The sequence below is a fragment of the Polaribacter sp. R2A056_3_33 genome (genome assembly GCF_019278485.1).
In the GTDB taxonomy this organism is placed as follows: Bacteria; Bacteroidota; Bacteroidia; order Flavobacteriales; family Flavobacteriaceae; genus Polaribacter.
Genome location: NZ_CP058984.1, coordinates 1,113,121 through 1,132,036, shown reverse-complemented (window position 1 = coordinate 1,132,036; position 18,916 = coordinate 1,113,121). Strand labels below are relative to the sequence as shown.

Sequence of the window (18,916 nt, the reverse complement as noted above, 5' to 3'; positions counted from 1 at the left end):
ATTCAAATTGTTACCAAATTGAAAGAAGAAAAATTATTAGCGGTCTTAAGATTACAAAAGTGTAAAGCTATTGGCGATATTTTAGCCAAAAAACTTATTGTAAATGTGGGTGATGTAGAGCAGGTCTTTAAAGAAAAGACAGCGATACTCTCAAAAATTAACGGAATTGGTAGTCATGCTTTAAAACATCTGTTTGATGTAAAAAACATAGAATTAGCCCAACAAGAATTAAAATACATTCAAGATAATAATATTGAACATTTTTATTTTTTAGATGATGATTATCCTAAAAACCTTCAACATTGTATTGATAGCCCTATTTTATTGTTTAAAGATGGTAATATCGATTTTTCTAATCAAAGAATTATTTCTATTGTTGGTACCAGAAATATTAGTTCTTATGGTCGTGACTTTTGTAATCAATTAATTAAAGAAATAGCCGTTTATAATCCCATTATTGTAAGTGGTTTTGCATACGGTGTAGATATTTGTGCACATAAAGCAGCTATAGAACACAAGTTGCAAACCATTGCTGTTTTAGCACATGGTTTCGAGCAAATTTATCCGAAGGTACATAAGAAATATATAAATCAAGTAAATGAAAATGGAGGTTTTTTAACGGAATTTTGGAGTGAAGAATCTCCTTTAAGAGAAAATTTCTTAAAAAGAAACCGAATTGTAGCGGGTATTTCTAAAGCGACCATTATTATAGAATCTGCCTCAAAAGGAGGTTCTTTAGTAACAGCTGATATAGCAAATTCTTATAACAAAGATGTATTTGCGGTTCCTGGTAGAACCACAGATATTTATAGTAAAGGATGTAATAATTTAATAAAAAATAATAGGGCGCATTTATTGAGTTCTGCTTCCGATATTGTGAAAATGTTGAATTGGGATGTTCAAGAAAAAACGAAACCAATTCAAAAACAACTATTTGTAGAATTAAACGAGAACGAGCAAAAAATTCATGATTTATTACATGATAAAGGGCAACAGTTATTAGATGTTATATCATTAGAATGTAATATTCCAATTTATCAATTATCATCTATATTATTGCAGTTAGAATTAAAAGGTGTTACCAAACCTTTACCAGGAAAGATGTTTGAACTTGCTTAATAATTCCTATTTTTGAAACTATGAAGGTAGAAAGAAAGTTAATGTCTAAAAAGAAACCAACATTTCCTATTAATGATATGTTGAGCGATTACTTAAAAAAATACAAAAGGAATGTAAAAATTCCAATTTTTTATGATGATTTATTGCGTTTTCAAGGCTCTGTAACTGTGTATGATAATAATGATGAAGACACACTTTGGATACGTACTTATTATTCTGAATGGGACCGAATAGAGATAGACAATAGCTTAAAAAAAATATACATGATGTTGCTTTCTGATGGAAGTGATGCAACCTTGTCATTTTTAAATGTTGATGCTATAGATTACTGTACGTTTGGTAATTCTAAACCGTTTAGAATAAAAGTAAGAAATATTTTAAATGATAATTTTACGTATTTCTATGTAAAAAAAGCAGATGCTTCTCGTGTCTATGGTTTAGAGTTGGAGCATATATTATCTCCTCACAACATCAATTTTTTGGTGTATAAAGACACACTAATAGAAGAACATATTGTAGGGATTCCGGGAGATGATTTTATCAAGAACTTCTTGCCAAAATGTACAGAATCAGAAAAGTCGCAAATAGCCAAAGAGTTTGTAAAGTTTAAAGAACGTTGTTTGGTTCGTTTGTTAGGGGATATGCGCTCTTACAATTATGTGGTTACGCCAACACACGATTTTTTTAGCATCATTTATAAAATTAGAGCCATAGATTTCGATCAACAATCTTTTGAAGGGAATTTAAAAGTTTACAACCTACAATTTATGAAGGAGAACTTTAAAATGGTGGAAATGGTGAGTAAAAAATTACAAAATAGCTCTATTGAACAATACAAAATAGAAGAACGCTCCTTTATGGCAAAACGGATGATTACTGCACCAAGAAGAACAGAATTTCTTATTAACTGTATGAAAAATGATACTATTTCTTATCCTAAAAACGTAGCGTTATTAAAAAATCAATTAATGAAATATGTGGGAGATGTAAAGTTTAAAGAATGTACTAATATGGGCGAAATTTTAGACACTATTTTATCTTTTGTAAAGCGTAATTATTTAGATATAAGTAATAAAGAGTTGTTTTAGAGGCTGTTTCCTGCTTTCACTACTCGCTTTTTTTATTGCTCTTTCTCGATACAAATTTTTCATTCTTCAAAATTCACTCGAACGGACAATAAAAAAGAGCTCAGACAAACCGTTCAATCAGGGCTAAACTTGTTTGCTGGCACTTTGTAATAGAAGTCTAATTATTATCTATTTTAAAATAAAAAAAAGGACGTAAAAATTAATTTACGTCCTTTTTATTTGGCATTATTTTTAGATTACCAAGCCCCAATAAAGTGACTTCCTGTTGCGTTTACTAACTCAGCACCTTTAGTTACAGCACCACTTTCAGTATCTACAACATAAATGTTACCGTTTTGTCCAACAGGCGCTTGCGTTAAATAGATTTCATTTCCATCAACCGCAAAACCTTGGTATTGAAATAAGTAAAAATCTGGATCATAAGGAATATCTTCAATTTTTACAGCTGTTTTAGCATTTAAATCAATCAAAGCAAAAAATCCTTGAGCTCCTGCTAAACCATCAGCAGAACCTTCATGACGGTAAGCTAATACTGCTTTTCCGTTTGCTGCAGGTCTCCAAGCAAGAACATAAGCTCCTGTTACACCTAGAGCATCATCTAAATTAAAGTCGTAAGAATTGTCATATTCATTATTAGCTCCAATTTTTAAAATATGAGAACCTTCTGGATCACTTTGGTTTGCTTGGTAAACACTTCCGTTATATTCAAAAGCATTAATACTTCTGTATCCGTTTGTGTTTCCGTGTCCTACAGTAGAAGTGATTACTGTTGGATTGTCTAATGAAGGGTAATCTAAAACGATGGTTTTAGAACCTAAAATTTCATAATCGCTATCACTTTCTACGGTACTTGGGTCTACTTTACTTAAACGACCACCGATATATAATTTATCTCCAGCTGCGTTTAAAGTAGGCATATCAATTCTAGAGAAATAATAACCAGCAGCTTCTTCTTCTGCGCTTAAAGGCACAACATGCTCTTCAAACCCTTTTATTAAAGAGTTTTCTAAATCTAAAGTTACTACACCTATGGTAGCTTCTGTATTTGTATAAACATCGTCTGTTACATCATCTGGTGTTCCGTTATCATCAACTTGGTGTTCTGTAGATACGTATACTGCAGATCCTGTTTTGTCACCATCAAATAATTTTATCCATCTTGGAGCAGTTCCTACATAAGGAGCAATACTTACTTCTGTACCTGTTGGTGTAAAATTTTGACCACCTTCTACAGTATATTTAGTGTAGTTACCACCTGTATCTCCTGCGTAGCTTATATTAAAAATTGTACCTCCGTCTTCCGAAGCTTGTAATCTAGCAGTTCTGTTTGAAGGTGCAATAAAACCATTTTCGAAAGGGTCTATAGACACTGTTGGGTCTTTTGCATCTTCACTAGATACACTGTAAATTAGTGTTCCGCCATTTCCGTCTCCAGGATTGTCTCCCATTTTAGCTCCAGCAATTGTTATCCATCTAGTAGCATCTGGTTCTGGGGTATCAATTGGGTCATCGCTAACATCTTCGCTACATGCCGTAAATAGGCCTAATGATAATACAAGGGCTAATGCTTTGTGGTTTAAAAAAAATCTTTTCATTTTTATTTTATTTAGTTAAATTTATTGATTGTGTAATTTAATTTTATGTAAAAAGCTCTACCTGGTTTTTGTACAGATAAATTATCGAATACAGGTTTGTCAAATATGTTTTTAATATCGAAACTAGCAACAAGTTTTTTGTTTGGAAAAGAATAACTCAGACCAAAATCTTGAGAAAATTGTTTCGGTACTTCAAAAAAATCATTACCAACTGTATTAGAACCTTGAGGAACTAGGTATGAAAACTCATCTGTAAAGTACATCGAGTAAAATAGGTTTAGTCTAGATTTTTTCTGTATCAAATCTTTAAAAGAGTAGCGTAAACTACCATTCATGGTAAAAAAAGGTGTGTTTGGTACATCTATTTCTATATTGTTATCTATAATTTGTAAATCGAAACGAGAGACATTAAAATTTACTCCAAAATTTCTATCATAGGTGTAATTTAATTGTGCGTCTATCCCTTTAGAGGTTGCAGTTCCTTGGTTTACGTATATAATTAATTCGTCATCAACATTAAAAGATGTTTCTATTGGTAAACCAATTCTGTCTTTAATGTTTCTTGTAAATACATTTGTAGAGATAGAGAAATCATGATCTTTTATGTTAAATGTACCAAATCTAAAACCTAAGTTATAGTTGTTACTTTGTTCGGGTTTAATAGTTGAGTTTGCTACAACATTATCACCATCATTACCAAAAACTTCAGTTTCATCTGGTAAACGAACAGCTTTTTCCGCAGAAGTTAATAATGTAACTTTTGGAGAAATAGCATATGAAGCTGCAAAACCGTATCCGTCTTTTTTGTTATTACTGCTTATAATTTCATCAACGATACTTTTATTTCCGTTTGTATCTGTTTGGATTTCAGGATCTATACTGGTCGTTTTTTGTTGATAATGTTTTCCGAATATGCTTGTTCTTAGTCTATTATCAAAAGCTTTAAATTCATAGGTTAAAGAATAGATATTTTTGTCAATATTTCTTGTGCCTTTAAAGGTGTTTTCTAATACAGAAACTAAAACATCGCTGTCTTCTCTGTCAACTCCGCTGTAAACATGGTTTACTAAAACTTTATGGTGATCATTAAAATCATAAGACAGACCAGTTCTAATAGAGGCTACTTTTCTTTTAATTTTGGCCAATGTTGGTCCTCCTTCTTGTTGGGATCCCCAAGTATATTTGTATTCGTTACCTCTAAAGTCGATGGCTCTATCTCCAGTCCAACTATAAGCCCAAGCAACGGTATCGTTAATAGCGCGGTTTCTTTTTCCGTACAATCCGTTTATTTTTACATCTAGCCCTTTGGTGAAAAGATTTTTCTTCTGATAAATTATGTTTGCCAACAAAGCATCCGATTCTAAAAAACGGTCTTTATAAGGTGTGATAGTCATAAAAGCCCCGTGTTGCACCTCTTTGTAGTCTTTAGAAGCATTAAAACCAACCAAAAACTGGTCTGCCCATTTTACATCTGTAAAACCAGCTTGAAACATTCCGCCTGTAGATCTATAGGCATCATTAAATCTTTTTGCAGTAATTTGAGTTTGTACACCTCCTAAGCCTGTATCTACAACACTTCTTCCAGATACTTCGTAGTCATTATCAGAATAATTATGAAATATAGAAGATTTTACAGTAAACCCAGTTTCTTCAAAACGATATAAGCCATTAACGTTAGCTTGCAGGGTGTTGAATGATCCGTATGAAACAGATGCGTTTAAATTTGTTTTAGTGTCATTACGAAGTACGATGTTAATGGCGCCTCCTAAAGCATCATCTGTCAAATGTCCAGGAACCACTCCTTTATACACTTCAATATTTTTAATCATGGAAGGCGGGATACTGTTTAGATTGTAAGAAGATCCGTACATAGAACTAGGAATTCCGTCAATAAAAATTCGTACAGCATTACCCGATAATCCATTTAAACTATAACTAACTTCTGATCCTAAACCACCATTCTGACGAATTTTTACGCCAACAGTAGTGTTTAATAAATCGTTTGTTTGAACGTTTCTAAGACCGGCTTCTTCAGTTTTTATAACATTTACTGCAAAACCTTGGGTTTCTTTTTTAGTTTCTTCTGTTTTTGTTGTTATACGTACTTCATCTAACAGATTCTTTATACTTTCTAATAAAATATTTACTTCCTTCTTATTAGAATTGAGTTGAGTGGTAATTGTTTTAGACTTTGAGTTTAAAGAATGAAATTGAATTTTATGGGTTCCGTAAGGAACAGATTTTATATAGAATTCTCCTTTAAAATCTGTAACAGTCTCTTTGTAAAAGTGATCTCCTTTTATAACTACAAAAACATCTATACCCGGTTCATTGTTATCAACTGTTACTTTTCCGTAAAAATCTCCTTCTTGACCAAAAGCGGTATATGATATAAGTAGCAGTAAAAGTGTTTTAAAAAAAGATGGCATTCGTTTTATTTTTCGACAAATATAAAGCTATTTGTAATCAGTCTAAATAAACTTAACGAATTTGATGAATTTTTTTTTTAAGGCTACTTTTGATGTAAATGTGTTAATTCTTAGGTGTTGATAATGGTAATAATTAAAAAAAGAGATGTTATTTTTAATGATTCTATATAACGTGTTTCGGTTTTTGTTGTGTTACAGGCACTATTATCTTGTAAAAATAGTTTTATTTCATTTTTTTAGGGGAATAAATACAAGGCGTTAGCCAAATTAGACGTGGAGAATAGTAGTTTGTAATTTTACTTTCTACTTCTTACACTTTCAACAATCACTGTTAATAATATTAGGCTTCCACCAATAATCGTATTTACACTAGGTATTTCATTTACAAAAATATAGGCAATAATAATCCCAAAAATAGGTTGAACACTGCTAATTATACTAGCAGTAGCAACAGAGAAGTGTTTTAAAGTGTGAATCATCATAGTGTGGCTAATGGCTGTTGATAACAAGGCAATTAATAATAGTAAAGGTAATTGACTTTCAAAGTTAGAAAAATCACTAAAAAATAAAATGAGAATTAATAAAAGAGTCACAATAATTAATTGGTAAAACATAATTGTACTCCCATTATAGTTGGTTACGTGCTTTTTGGTGGTTAAGTTTCTTAAAGCATAACAGAAAGCAGAAAGAATACCTAGTAAAACTCCTTTAGATTCATCATTTTCTAAAGAAAAATCTGGCACTAAAATATATACTCTAATTAATGCAAGGATACCTAATAAAACATGAATTTTATTTAGAGAAAAAGGGTTCTAAAAGAGCAGCCATTACAGGAAAAGTATATAGAGATAACATTCCTAAAGCAACGTTAGATCGTTTTAAAGCATAAAAATAGGTAACCCAATGTGCGCCTAAGAAAAAACCATTTACAGCAAAAGAAGAATAATCTTTTTTCGATTTTATTTTTAAATCTATTTTCTTGATTTTACAAAAAATATAGATTAGAACGGCGGCAAAACTAGCTCTACATAAAATAATTACTTCTGGTGGTAAAGCAATGTATTTTCCTAAAATAGCAGAGGCACTTATAGAAAGCGTTGCTAAAAGTAAAAAGGATAAATTTTTTACATGAGTGTTTTCTATTAAAGAAACTATGGGATTTGGTAGGGAGTTTTAAGCCTTGTTTATTGTTTCCACTCTAGTGTCTCTACTAAGCGTAAAATGTCTTTTTTAACATAATCTACTGCGGGTAAAATGGAGTCGTAATTTGGTTTTGCGTAAAAATACAAGGATCCTTTTATAAAATTTTTGGTGCTATCTGTTATGTGAAATTGAATTTGAGAGGCCGCATTACCTGTTATTTCATACATGCTGCCAAAAACTCTTTTTTTAGGATTTACAAAATCCTTTGGAATAATTTGTTCTGCTTTTATGGTGTGTTTAAAAACCAGTTTTTCTGCATCTGTTAGTAGTTCTTTAATGTTGTTTTCTACCGGTCTGTAGGTAATGTCTATAGAAGCTTTTAGGTTAGGGTATTTTATGGTGAGCCAATTGTTAGGATCGTCATAAATTTTTGTGTTTTCTAAAATATCAAAAGAATAAGGTCTTGCTAGGTCTAGTTTTTTGTATGCTTTTGTAGGATATGTTAAACTTAAATATCCTTTTGGTTTGGGCAATACATCCTCTTTACAAGATAGAAATAGGATTGTGAAAATTAATAGAAAAATATTACGCATTTCGTGTAGCTTTAACTTGTTTAATGCGTTTTTTATCTAACGCTTCTATGGTAAACGTATAGTTCTTAAAGTTTATTTTCTCTCCTTTTTTAGGAAACTTACCAGAAACCTCTAAAATAAAACCAGCTAAGGTTTCACTTTCGCCTTTTTCTTCTTCAAATATATCTTCATCCTCGTCATCTAAAACCTTACAGAAATCTTTAATGCTTGTTTTACCTTCAAAAATATAATTGTTAGCGTCTATTTTAGAATAATGTAAATCTTCATCATCAAATTCATCATTTATATCGCCAACAATCTCTTCTATTACGTCTTCTAAAGTCAGTAAGCCGCTTGTTCCTCCATATTCATCAACAACAATTGCTAAGTGATTTTTCTTTTCTCTAAAATCGGCTAATAAATCATCTAACTTTTTGTTTTCTGGTACAAAAAAAGTTTCTCTCAGTAATTCTTGCCATTTAAAAGTTGTTTTATTTAAATGAGCTAATAAGTCTTTAGCGTATAAAACTCCAACAATATTGTCTATGTTGTCTTTATAAACAGGGTTTCTAGAGTAGCCGTTTTTTAGTATTTTCTCTAAAACTACTTCGTAGGATTCGGTATCTGAAAGTGCAAAAATATCTATACGAGGTACCATAATTTGTACGGTTTCTGTATTTCCGAAGTTTACAATTCCTTCAAGAATTTTTTGTTCGTCTTTTGTGGTTGCGCCTTCAGAAGTTAACTCTAGTGCTTGTGATAGTGTTTCTACAGAAAAATTAGAATTTTTACTACCTAATTTTTTTTCTATCCACTTTGTTAGTGTAATTAAAGGTAAGCTAAAGGGGGTTAGTAGAATATTTATGGTGTGTATAAACTTAGACATTGTTTTAGAAAAGCTAAGTGCATTTCTAGAAGCGTAAACCTTAGGTAAAACTTCGCCAAATAATAGAATTAAAAAAGTTACAAGAACAATTTCTAATAAAAAACGAGTAGGAATTAAAAATGAAAATAGTTCTAGTTTAAAGTCGAAACCACCAAATAAGGTTTCTGCTAATGAGGCAAACAATAATACAATTAAGATATTTATAAAATTGTTGGTTATTAAAATTGTGGCTAATAGTTTTCGAGGTTTTTCTAATAAACTAACGACTATGTTTTGATCTTTACCGTTGTTAGAAAGTTCGTTTAAATCTGTTTGTGAAAGTGAGAAAAAAGCAACTTCTGCTCCAGAAACTAAAGCAGAGCTAACAAGTAAAACAATTAGAAAAACTGAATTAAACGTAGTTGCAAAATCTATTGAGGCAAATAATGAAAGTAATATTTCGGGATCTGGGTCCAATTGTTATAAGTTAGATTAATTAAAATGGTAAATCATCGTCTTCTTCTGGGGTTTCAGTTTTTGGGGCTGGAGCAGAAGCTTTAGATTCTTGTTGTGGTGCAACAGGAGTTGAATTATCAGCATTTTTCTTGGTAGAAAGCATGGTCATTTCATTTACATGAACTTCTGTAGCGTAACGTTTCACTCCATCTTGTTCCCATTGGCGATTTCTTAATTTTCCTTCTATATATACTTTATCTCCTTTAGATAAATACTTTTCACACACTTTTGCCAGTCCGTTTCTTACAACAAGATTATGCCAATCGGTAGAGGTAACTTTTTCTCCGTTCTGTTTGTTTGTGTAGCTTTCACTGGTTGCTATTGGAAATCTACCAACACAATTTTGATCATCAAAATAGTGCATTTTAACATCGTCACCTAAATTACCAATTAAAATTACTTTGTTTATTGTTCCTGCAGCCATAGCTTGTAAGTTTTAAATACAAAAGTACTAAAAATATCAATTACTTTTTAGCTTGAAAAGCTTCTAAAAAATTTGCAATTAAAATGGGGACAGGATATTTTTCAATTTCATTCCACTTTATCGTTGTTTCGGCAGTATTTGCAGTTTCTACAATCCAGAATTGGGTATATAAATGTTGATGAGATAATTTATGTACAACCTCTTTTGGGTTAAAAAGTGAAATAGTGGTTTCTAAAGGAAATAAATTGATAAATTCTTCTGATGAAACTAATTCTTCCTTATTAATGATTTTATCACTTTCTATTAATGGAAATTGGTATAAACCTTGCCAGATTCCTTTTCCTTTTCTTTCTGATAAAATAGTTGTGTTGTTATCTGTTTTTATCACAAGAAAATTAAAGTATCTTTTTCTTACCTTTATTTTCTTCTCTTTTACAGGAAGTTCTTTGGTTAACTTTTTTTCTAATGCCACACAACTATCAGAAAAAGGACAAGTTTCGCATAGCGGGTTTTGAGGCTTGCAGTGTAATGCGCCAAAATCCATAATGGCTTGGTTATAGGTTCCTGGTTGCGTTTCGTCAATTAATGATTGCGCTAATGTTTTAAACTCTTTAATTCCTGCGGATGAGTTAATAGGTGTATTTATACCATAATAACGAGAAAGTACTCTGTAAACGTTACCATCTACAACTGCAGTTGGTTCGTTAAAGCAAATAGAGGCAATTGCAGAGGCAGTATAATCTCCAATTCCTTTTAGTTTTATAATCTCTTTATATGTGGTGGGGAATTCGCCATTAAGTTCGTTTGCAATTTGTTTTGCAGAAAAATGTAAGTTCCTTGCTCTAGAATAATACCCTAGACCTTGCCACATTTTTAAAACGGTACTTTCATCCGCTTTTGCGAGGTTAAAAACAGTTGGAAAATCTGTGGTAAATTTTTGATAATAGGACAAACCTTGGGCAACTCTTGTTTGTTGTAACATGATTTCTGACAACCAAATAAAATATGGGTTTTTGGTTTTTCGCCAGGGTAGATCTCGGTTGTTTTGTAAGTACCAGTAAATTAATGTGTTAGAAAATGTCATTGCTTAAAAATAGGTTTGCAATATTACATTATAAAATTCACATAAATTTAAGTGTTATTATTTTTGGAGTTGATTAATTATCATATATTTGCATCCGCATTTTTGAAAGTAAATTAATAAAAATATAGTAAATATAGAGACATGACGAAAGCAGATATAGTATCAAAAATTTCAGATAAATCAGGAATCGAAAAAACAGATGTATTAGCAACTGTAGAAGCATTCATGACTGAAGTGAAAGATGCATTAGAAAATGGCGACAACGTTTATTTGAGAGGTTTTGGTAGTTTTATTATCAAAACAAGAGCAGAAAAGACTGGTAGAAATATTTCTAAGAATACTACAATTAAGATTCCAGCACACAATATTCCAGCCTTTAAACCGGCAAAAACTTTTACTGAAGGAGTGAAAAGTAAAGTAGTAGTAAAGTAACAAACACACAATATTAATCTAAATCTTAACGGGTTTAAAAATTCTAAACATTATGCCAAGCGGTAAAAAAAGAAAAAGAGCTAAGATCTCTACACACAAGAGAAAGAAAAGAGCAAGAGCAAATAGACACAAGAAGAAAAAGTAAGCATCCGCTTACTTTTTCGTTTATTGTAAGCGAAAAACAAAAAAGTTCATTGACATAAGAGATTATACAATCTCACACGGTATTACAAAATACCTGACAATATTAATCCCATCTGCACAATTATGTGTAGAGTTAAAACCATTTCAGCATGAAAACAGAATTAATAATTCGTTCAAATTCATCTGATATTGATTTTGCCTTATTAAGAGATGGAAAACTTATTGAATTAAATAATGAAACTAGTGATAACAAATTCTCGGTTGGCGATATATTTTTAGCCAAAATAGGAAAAGTTTTAACTGGTTTAAATGCAGCCTTTGTAAATGTAGGATACCCAAAAGATGGGTTTTTACATTATCATGATTTAGGTGCGCAAGTAAACTCATTAAATTCGTTCATTAAGAAAGTAAGCACAGGTAAGTATAAAGAATTCACTTTAAAGAACTTCCAAAAAGAGGAAGACATTAACAAAGACGGTAGTATTAACCAAGTACTAAAAACAGGGCAAAACCTATTAGTACAAATAGTAAAAGAACCAATTTCTACAAAAGGGCCAAGATTAAGTTCTGAGTTGTCTATAGCAGGTAGATATTTGGTTTTAGTTCCTTTTTCTAACCGAGTTTCTGTTTCTCAAAAAATAGCAGACCCAAAAGAAAAAGAACGTTTAAAAAGATTAGCAAAAAGCATTAAACCTAAAGGGTTTGGTGTTATTTTAAGAACTGTTGCCGAGGGCAAAAAAGTTGCAGAACTAGACAAAGATTTGCAAAACTCATTAGAACGTTGGGTAAAAATGTGTAAAAGTATACCAAATACAAACACGCCAACAAAAATCTTAAGCGAGTTAAACAGAGCATCGTCTATTTTAAGAGATGTTATGAATGATTCTTTTACTAGTATTGTAACAAATGATGAAACTTTGAAAGAAGAAATAAAAGAGTATTTACATGAAATTTATCCCGAAAAGGAAAAAATTGTAAAATTACACAGATCTGAAACTCCTATTTTTGAAAAATACGGAATAGAAAGACAAATTAAAACATCATTTGGAAAAACAGTTTCTATGAGTAAAGGTGCCTATTTAGTTATAGAGCACACAGAAGCATTGCACGTTATTGATGTAAATAGCGGAAACCGTTCTAATAAAGCTGGTTCTCAAGAAGATACTGCACTAGAAGTAAATTTAATTTCAGCTACCGAAATAGCACGACAGTTACAACTGCGTGATATGGGAGGTATTATAGTTGTAGATTTTATTGATATGCACAAAGCAGAAAACAGAAATAAACTGTTTCAGCACTTGAAAGATCAAATGGCTTTAGATAGAACAAAGCACAAAATATTACCTCCAAGTAAGTTTGGATTGGTACAAATTACAAGACAAAGGGTAAGACCAGAGTTAAGTATAAAAACTACCGAAGCCAACCCAAATATAAATGGAGAAGTAGAAGCACCTATTGTTTTGTTAGACAAAATAGAAGCAGATTTAGAGAAATTTATGTCAACCTCTAAAGCAGGAAAAGTACAGTTAAATGTACACCCTTTTATTGCATCTTATCTAACAAAAGGAGTGAATTCTATACGTTTTAAATGGTATTTAAAACACAAAAAGTGGATTACAATTATACCTCGTGACGCTTACACATACTTATATTATAAATTTAAAACTAAATAGTTTTAAGGATTATATTATAAAGGCAATAATTTTTTATCAAAAAACCCCGAAACTTCTATGTTTCGGGGTTTTGTGTTTTTATAAGGTTCTGTTAATTCCTTGGGCGTTACCACAAGGGGCAGGCTTTCGCACTCGCTTTTTTTGTAAAAAACAAAAAAGAGCTTAAACAATCGCTCTATCCTTAACGCATATAGAGAACTAGATAGAGTAGTTTTTAAAAAAACACCATAGAGTTACTTCTAATCATTGAGAAGTTGTATAACATTGATAACGTAAAACTTAGTCACAAAACTTGTTATTTCTACGCTAGGAAGAAATCTTATAAAGAAGCTAAAGCAAAACTAATCAACTTCATGAGATTTCTAAATCGCAAAAAAAAGCTCATTTCGAAATGACAAACTTAACACTAAGAAAACTTTGTGATTTTCAATACTATTTAGCTTCTTTAATCAAATACAAATAGACTGGGTAATGATCAGAATAACCACCAGTATAGTTTCCGCTAGAAAAACTTCTAAAAGGATATCCTTTATATTTTCCTTTTTTAGTCGTTAAAAAGCGTTTGTTAAAAATCATTGCTTTGTACATCTTGTAAGAAGAAAAATCTTTTTCACCTTTATCTAATAGAGGAGACGTAAAGAAAATCATATCAAATAAATTTATTTTATCTCTATATTTTAGGGTGTTAAACCCTCTACGAAACATGTCTTCATAAGGGTTATATAAATCACCTTCTGCTACTTCTTTCTTTCTACTTTTAGTCTTTAGCACATTTTTAAAACTAGAATTATTAGGGTCATCATTAAAATCTCCCATAATTAATATTTTAGCATTGCCATCTTGCGTTCTAACTTGTTCTATAATCTTAGTATTCTGGTAGGCAGCTTTTTCTCTATTGGGCCTACTTGCAGCTTCTCCACCTCTTCTAGACGGCCAATGGTTTACAATAATATGTATCAATTCATCATCTAAATAACCAGAAACTAATAATTGGTCTCTGGTGTAAATAGGGTAATTATCTTTAAATATTTTGGGGTTAAACACTTCATGATGAATAGGGTTGAAATATTTTTTCTGATACAATAAGGCAACGTCTATTCCTCTTTTGTCAGGAGAATCGTAATGTATAATTCCGTAATCATTCTTTACTAAGTGCTTTGATTTAATTAAATCTTCTAGTACATTTAAATTCTCTACTTCAGAAACACCAATAATAGCAGGACTTGTTTTTGTTTTATCTTCTCCAATTTGAGCAATTGTACTACTCAGTTTTTCAATTTTATCCCAATAAACCTTAGATCTATTCGATTTTAACTCCATAATTGGGCTTGCTTCGTCATTCTTATTTATGTCGTTAATCGTGTCAAATAAGTTTTCTAGATTGTAAAAAGCAATGGTTCTAATATTATATTTTTTTCCGTTTTTCTGAGAATTACATACCGTAATCGTTAGCGAAAAAATAAAAATAAAAAATATTTTCTTATTCATTTTAGTGTTTTTATAAAGTAGTAAAAGTAATAAACTAAAGTTATTTTATTAGTTAAGATAGATTGAAATTCAAAGCTTTATTTTTTTTTCGTTAACTTTAAGAGCAAAGGAAAAAGAAAATTTAGAGTTCAACTTATGATTTATGAAAAAAATTGTTATGGTAACATGCTTGCTGTTAGCTTCGTTTTTAGAGGTTAATGGGCAGGGTGTAGTGAAGGGAATTATTTTGGAGAACAATTCTAAGAAACCGCTTAAAGGTGTTTTAGTTAAAATTAGAAATACGCCTAAAAATCAAACTACGGACTTAAATGGTAGTTTTGTATTTAAGAATTTTCAAAGTAGAAAAGCTATTTTAGAGTTAAGATTGGTTGGGTATGAAACTCAAAATATTCCCATCGAACTCTCGGAAAATGTTTTAGACTTAGGAAGTATCTTTTTATTTAAAACAGTTACAGAAAATCAAGATTTAAGTTTAATTACACTTACAGATGATGAGTTAAATGATGATGCTAGCTCTGCAGATAATATTTCTGGACTACTACAAGCGTCAAAAGATATTTTTCTTAGAACCGCTGCTTATGAATTTAGTTCTTCCTTTTTTAAGATAAAGGGATTGGATTCAGGAAATGGTAAAGTGCTTATTAACGGCATTGAAATGAATAAGATCTATGATGGTAGAGCACAATGGGGAAATTGGGGTGGATTGAATGATGTGTTAAGAAATCAGGAGTTTAGAAACGGATTAACACCTTCAGATGTTACTTTTGGAGGACTTTTAGGGGCTACAAATATGAATACAAGAGCATCGGAACAAAGACCTGGAATACGTGTTTCTTATTCTTCCTCTAACCGAAGTTATCAGCATAGAATCATGGCGACGTATTCTACCGGAATGTTAAAAAATAATTGGGCTTTTACATTTTCTGGAAGTAGAAGGATAGGAACTGAAGGTTATAATGACGCTACTTCTTACAATGCATATGCTTTTTTTACATCCATAGAAAAAAAGTTAAATGATAAAAGTAGTATTAATTTTACAGGAATTTTTACGCCAAATAGAAGAGGGAAAGCATCACCAAACACACAAGAAGTATTTGATTTAAAAGGCATAAAATATAATGATTATTGGGGTTTTTTAAATGGGAAGAAGGTAAATTCTAGAATTAAAGAAGTTAGCGAGCCTATTTTAATGTTAAACCATTATTGGAATATTTCTGAAAAGACTGCTATAAATACTAATGTGTCGTATCAATTTGGTAAAATTGGTAATAGTAGAATTGATTACAATGGAGGTGTTAACCCAAGTGCTGCTTATTATCAAAATTTACCAAGTTATTTTTTAAGATATGATGATTTTGAAGGTGCGTATGATGCTGAAAATAATTTTGTAAACGACGGACAGATAAATTGGAATCGGGTTTTTGACGCGAATAAAACCAATAATAATTCAGGTTTAGAAAATGCCTATGTTTTGTATGAAGACAGAAATAATGACAAACAATTTACTATAAATACTATTCTAAATACAGAAGTAAATGATCATATTTCTATTAACGGAAAAATAGAGTATAGGCGTTTGAATTCTCATAATTTTGCATCTGTTATAGATTTGTTGGGCGGTGATGCATATTTAGATATCGATCCTTTTGGCGCAACCGAAGAAGAAAAACAAAACGATCTTTTAAATCCGAATAGAATAGTAAGAGAAGGAGATGACTTTAAATATAATTTCAATTTAAATTCTACTATTATTTCTGCTTTTACACAAACTCAATTTAGATACAATAAAACGGATTTTTATGCAGCCTTAAAAGTTTCTAATACAACACATCAACGAGAGGGTTTGTATAAAAATGGTAGTTTTTCTGAGAATTCTTTAGGAATGTCTGAAGCACAAAAATTCATGAATTATGGTTTTAAAACAGGAGTAACATATAAAATTACCGGTCGTCATTTAGTAGATATAAATGCGGCATATATAACCACTGCACCTACCACTAGAAACACTTTTTCTAATTCTAGAGAAAATAACAATGTGGTTTTAGATTTACAAAGTGAAAAAACGCTTTCTACAGATGTTAGCTATGTATATAGAAGTCCAATTATAACATCAAAATTTACCGCGTATTATACATCAGTAAAAGATGCTACAGAGATTTCTTTTTATTTTGCGGATGGTGTTGGAGGGGATAATACTGCTTTTGTACAAGAAATTTTAAGCGGAATTAGTAAAAAACATATGGGTTTAGAATTGGGGTTGGAAGCTCAAGTTACAGCTAGCTTAAATTTAAAAGGAGCCGCTGCTATTGGTCAGTTTACGTATGATAATAATCCGAATTTATACTTAACGACAGAAGCAGATAATGAGTCTTTAGTAGCTGGTTTTGTAAACGGATTTAAAAATTTTGGGACTACAAATCTTAAGAATTATAAATTAGCTGCCGGACCTCAAAATGCATATTCCGTGGGGTTTGAATATAGAGATCCATCTTATTGGTGGGGAGGAGCAACACTTAACTTTTTTAGCAACACATTTATAGATATTTCGCCTTTAAATAGGTCTCAAAATTTTTATTTAGATGATGATGGATTGCCCTTTTTAGAATATGAAACCGAAATAGCTCAAGGACTTTTAAAGCAAGAAAAATTCGATAATTATTCTGTAGTAAACTTAGTCGGTGGTAAATCTTTTCTGATTAACGGTTATTACATTAGTGTTTTTGCAACGGTAAATAATTTATTGAATAAAACATACAAGTCTGGCGGATTTGAACAAGGAAGAAATGCTAATTACAGACAATTATTAGAAGATAAGTCTCTAGATAAACCTGTTTTTGGAAATAAATATTGGTATGGTAGAGGTGCAACTTATTTTATGAATGTAAGTGTGTCATTTTAAGAAAAAGAAAAACGTAAAGATGAAAAAGAATAAAATAATCACAGTTGTATTGATACTTGTAACAAACGTCTTGTTATTGAGTTGTGTAGAAGATGCAGATTTTACAGTACCAGAAAGTTTAGGGAATGAAGAAAATGAAGCTGTTAATAAAATTATAGACAGTATTTCTTCTGGCGCTCTTCAATTAAAAACCATAAAACAACTAAAAGAACTCTACATAATTGGTAATGATCCTTTAGAAATTGTTTCCGATATAGTAGTTAAAGGCTATGTTATTTCATCAGATAAGTCAGGTAATTTCTATAAAGAATTTTACATGCAAGATGCTCCAGAAAATCCAATAGCTGGTATAAAAGTTGCCTTGAATTTAAGTAATAGTTATAATAAGTTTAATATTGGTAGAGAGGTTTACATCCGTTTAAAGGGTTTGTACGTTGGCGAAACAAATTCTGGAGATGGTAATATTACTATTGGTGGAAAAATTAGTACCACAGATCTTACTGAAATTGAAAATGTTACATCAAATCAAATTCCTAATCATATTTATAGAACGGAAATTACAGAAGAAATTGTGCCAAAATTGATTGATTTTGGAGGAATTAATGCTTCTCATATTGGAACTTTTATCACGCTAGAAAACGTTTTTTTTGATGCTAAATTAGCGGGGAAATCTTATGTAGATCCCATAGAGGATTTTGATACACAACGTAAAATTCAAACTTGCTTAGGGCTGGGGTATGATGAATTATTACTAGAAACGAGTTCTTTTTCTCGTTTTTCAAACGAAACTTTGCCTGAAAAAGCAGGTACTATAAACGCGGTCGTTTCTAAAGATTTTGGAGGGGATTTAATGGTACTTGTTTTAAATGATACCAATGATGTTGCTATGATTGATGAAAGGTGTACGCCGTTACCTGCAGAAGAGTATTCGATAATTTTATTATCAGAAAATTTTGATAATGAGTCTGGAGATATTGATGTTTTAAACTGGATTAACTTCAGAGAAGAAGGGACGAAATCATGGAGGTCTTACACAGATACTTATGCGCAAAGTAATGCAGCTAGAGTTAATTCTATCAATTCTGGAGATGAAAGTACTATTACTTGGTTAATTACCTCAAGTATTAACTTAGACACTACATCTCAAGAGTTTTTATCTTTTGAAACTTCCAATAGTTTCGGAAATGGAAGTGAGTTACAAGTTTTAATTTCTACAGATTTTAATGGAAACGAAAACAATATAAATACTGCAACTTGGACAGTCTTACCTGCGAAAATTGTTTCTGATGGAGAGAATTATAAAAATTGGGTGCATTCTACTTATATCGATTTATCAAATTATTCGGGTACTGCCTTTATCGCTTTTAAATATACAGGTAACGGAAATGTAAACTTTAACGGAACTTATGAGTTGGATAATGTAATAATAAATGCAAAAGAATGAT

At 31.1% G+C, this 18,916-nt stretch carries 15 protein-coding genes; 6 read left to right on the top strand and 9 right to left on the bottom strand.

The window, feature by feature from the left end:
• Positions 1-18 precede the first annotated feature (18 nt).
• Both dprA and H0I29_RS04780 read left to right on the top strand, forming a co-directional pair.
• Positions 19-1,119 carry a DNA-processing protein DprA gene (dprA, locus tag H0I29_RS04785; RefSeq protein ID WP_218755192.1) on the top strand — a complete coding sequence of 367 codons (1,101 nt, stop codon included), beginning with the start codon at positions 19-21 and terminating at the stop codon, positions 1,117-1,119.
• A 20-nt stretch (positions 1,120-1,139) separates the two neighbouring features.
• Positions 1,140-2,207, top strand: coding sequence for a hypothetical protein (locus H0I29_RS04780; RefSeq protein WP_218754600.1), 1,068 nt, complete (start codon positions 1,140-1,142; stop codon positions 2,205-2,207).
• 236 nt (positions 2,208-2,443) lie between these two features.
• Here H0I29_RS04780 and H0I29_RS04775 read toward each other — a convergent pair whose 3' ends face one another.
• The 8 genes from H0I29_RS04775 to mutY form a co-directional block, all read right to left on the bottom strand.
• Positions 2,444-3,802, bottom strand: coding sequence for a hypothetical protein (locus tag H0I29_RS04775; protein ID WP_218754599.1), 1,359 nt, complete (start codon positions 3,800-3,802; stop codon positions 2,444-2,446).
• An 11-nt stretch (positions 3,803-3,813) separates the two neighbouring features.
• Complete coding sequence (locus H0I29_RS04770) at positions 3,814-6,231, bottom strand: TonB-dependent receptor (protein ID WP_218754598.1); 2,418 nt, start codon at positions 6,229-6,231, stop codon at positions 3,814-3,816.
• Positions 6,232-6,527: 296 nt separating this feature from the next.
• On the bottom strand, positions 6,528-6,974 hold the full coding sequence (locus tag H0I29_RS18335) for a DMT family transporter (protein WP_254712698.1): 447 nt from the start codon (positions 6,972-6,974) through the stop codon (positions 6,528-6,530).
• A 49-nt stretch (positions 6,975-7,023) separates the two neighbouring features.
• Complete coding sequence (locus H0I29_RS18330) at positions 7,024-7,290, bottom strand: EamA family transporter (RefSeq protein WP_254712744.1); 267 nt, start codon at positions 7,288-7,290, stop codon at positions 7,024-7,026.
• Between the two features lie 125 nt (positions 7,291-7,415).
• Complete coding sequence (gldD, locus tag H0I29_RS04760) at positions 7,416-7,967, bottom strand: gliding motility lipoprotein GldD (RefSeq protein ID WP_218754597.1); 552 nt, start codon at positions 7,965-7,967, stop codon at positions 7,416-7,418.
• Positions 7,960-9,288 (bottom strand): gliding motility-associated protein GldE, encoded by a 1,329-nt coding sequence (locus H0I29_RS04755; RefSeq protein WP_218731721.1) that lies wholly within the window; start codon positions 9,286-9,288, stop codon positions 7,960-7,962. The genes gldD and H0I29_RS04755 overlap by 8 nt, the downstream gene beginning before the upstream one ends.
• Before the next feature lie 19 nt (positions 9,289-9,307).
• Positions 9,308-9,751: a single-stranded DNA-binding protein gene (locus H0I29_RS04750; protein ID WP_218754596.1), complete on the bottom strand. Its 444-nt coding sequence runs from the start codon at positions 9,749-9,751 to the stop codon at positions 9,308-9,310.
• Positions 9,752-9,791: 40 nt separating this feature from the next.
• Positions 9,792-10,835 (bottom strand): A/G-specific adenine glycosylase, encoded by a 1,044-nt coding sequence (gene mutY / locus H0I29_RS04745; RefSeq protein WP_218754595.1) that lies wholly within the window; start codon positions 10,833-10,835, stop codon positions 9,792-9,794.
• Positions 10,836-10,976: 141 nt separating this feature from the next.
• Between mutY and H0I29_RS04740 the strand changes: the two genes are divergently transcribed.
• The gene (locus H0I29_RS04740; RefSeq protein WP_036824254.1) at positions 10,977-11,267 is read left to right on the top strand and encodes an HU family DNA-binding protein; all 291 of its coding nucleotides are present in this window, start codon (positions 10,977-10,979) and stop codon (positions 11,265-11,267) included.
• A 293-nt stretch (positions 11,268-11,560) separates the two neighbouring features.
• Positions 11,561-13,084, top strand: a complete 1,524-nt coding sequence (locus tag H0I29_RS04735) for a ribonuclease E/G (protein ID WP_218731718.1) — start codon at positions 11,561-11,563, stop codon at positions 13,082-13,084.
• A 432-nt stretch (positions 13,085-13,516) separates the two neighbouring features.
• On the opposite strand, the gene H0I29_RS04730 is transcribed toward H0I29_RS04735, so the two are convergent.
• Positions 13,517-14,572, bottom strand: a complete 1,056-nt coding sequence (locus H0I29_RS04730) for an endonuclease/exonuclease/phosphatase family protein (RefSeq protein ID WP_218754594.1) — start codon at positions 14,570-14,572, stop codon at positions 13,517-13,519.
• Positions 14,573-14,714: 142 nt separating this feature from the next.
• On the opposite strand from H0I29_RS04730, the gene H0I29_RS04725 reads away from it, so the two are divergent.
• Both H0I29_RS04725 and H0I29_RS04720 read left to right on the top strand, forming a co-directional pair.
• Positions 14,715-17,471 carry a carboxypeptidase-like regulatory domain-containing protein gene (locus H0I29_RS04725; RefSeq protein WP_218754593.1) on the top strand — a complete coding sequence of 919 codons (2,757 nt, stop codon included), beginning with the start codon at positions 14,715-14,717 and terminating at the stop codon, positions 17,469-17,471.
• A gap of 19 nt (positions 17,472-17,490) precedes the next feature.
• Positions 17,491-18,915, top strand: coding sequence for a DUF5689 domain-containing protein (locus H0I29_RS04720; protein ID WP_218754592.1), 1,425 nt, complete (start codon positions 17,491-17,493; stop codon positions 18,913-18,915).
• The last annotated feature ends 1 nt before the right edge of the window (position 18,916 follow it).

Bases quoted from the DNA above. Each gene is read 5' to 3' on its own strand.
- H0I29_RS04720 (WP_218754592.1), top strand. From the start codon at position 17,491: ATGAAAAAGAATAAAATAATCACAGTTGTATTGATACTTGTAACAAAC.
- H0I29_RS04725 (WP_218754593.1), top strand. From the start codon at position 14,715: ATGAAAAAAATTGTTATGGTAACATGCTTGCTGTTAGCTTCGTTTTTA.
- gldD (WP_218754597.1), bottom strand. From the start codon at position 7,967: ATGCGTAATATTTTTCTATTAATTTTCACAATCCTATTTCTATCTTGT.
- mutY (WP_218754595.1), bottom strand. From the start codon at position 10,835: ATGACATTTTCTAACACATTAATTTACTGGTACTTACAAAACAACCGA.
- H0I29_RS04730 (WP_218754594.1), bottom strand. From the start codon at position 14,572: ATGAATAAGAAAATATTTTTTATTTTTATTTTTTCGCTAACGATTACG.
- H0I29_RS04740 (WP_036824254.1), top strand. From the start codon at position 10,977: ATGACGAAAGCAGATATAGTATCAAAAATTTCAGATAAATCAGGAATC.
- H0I29_RS04775 (WP_218754599.1), bottom strand. From the start codon at position 3,802: ATGAAAAGATTTTTTTTAAACCACAAAGCATTAGCCCTTGTATTATCA.
- H0I29_RS04770 (WP_218754598.1), bottom strand. From the start codon at position 6,231: ATGCCATCTTTTTTTAAAACACTTTTACTGCTACTTATATCATATACC.
- H0I29_RS04750 (WP_218754596.1), bottom strand. From the start codon at position 9,751: ATGGCTGCAGGAACAATAAACAAAGTAATTTTAATTGGTAATTTAGGT.
- H0I29_RS04735 (WP_218731718.1), top strand. From the start codon at position 11,561: ATGAAAACAGAATTAATAATTCGTTCAAATTCATCTGATATTGATTTT.
- H0I29_RS04780 (WP_218754600.1), top strand. From the start codon at position 1,140: ATGAAGGTAGAAAGAAAGTTAATGTCTAAAAAGAAACCAACATTTCCT.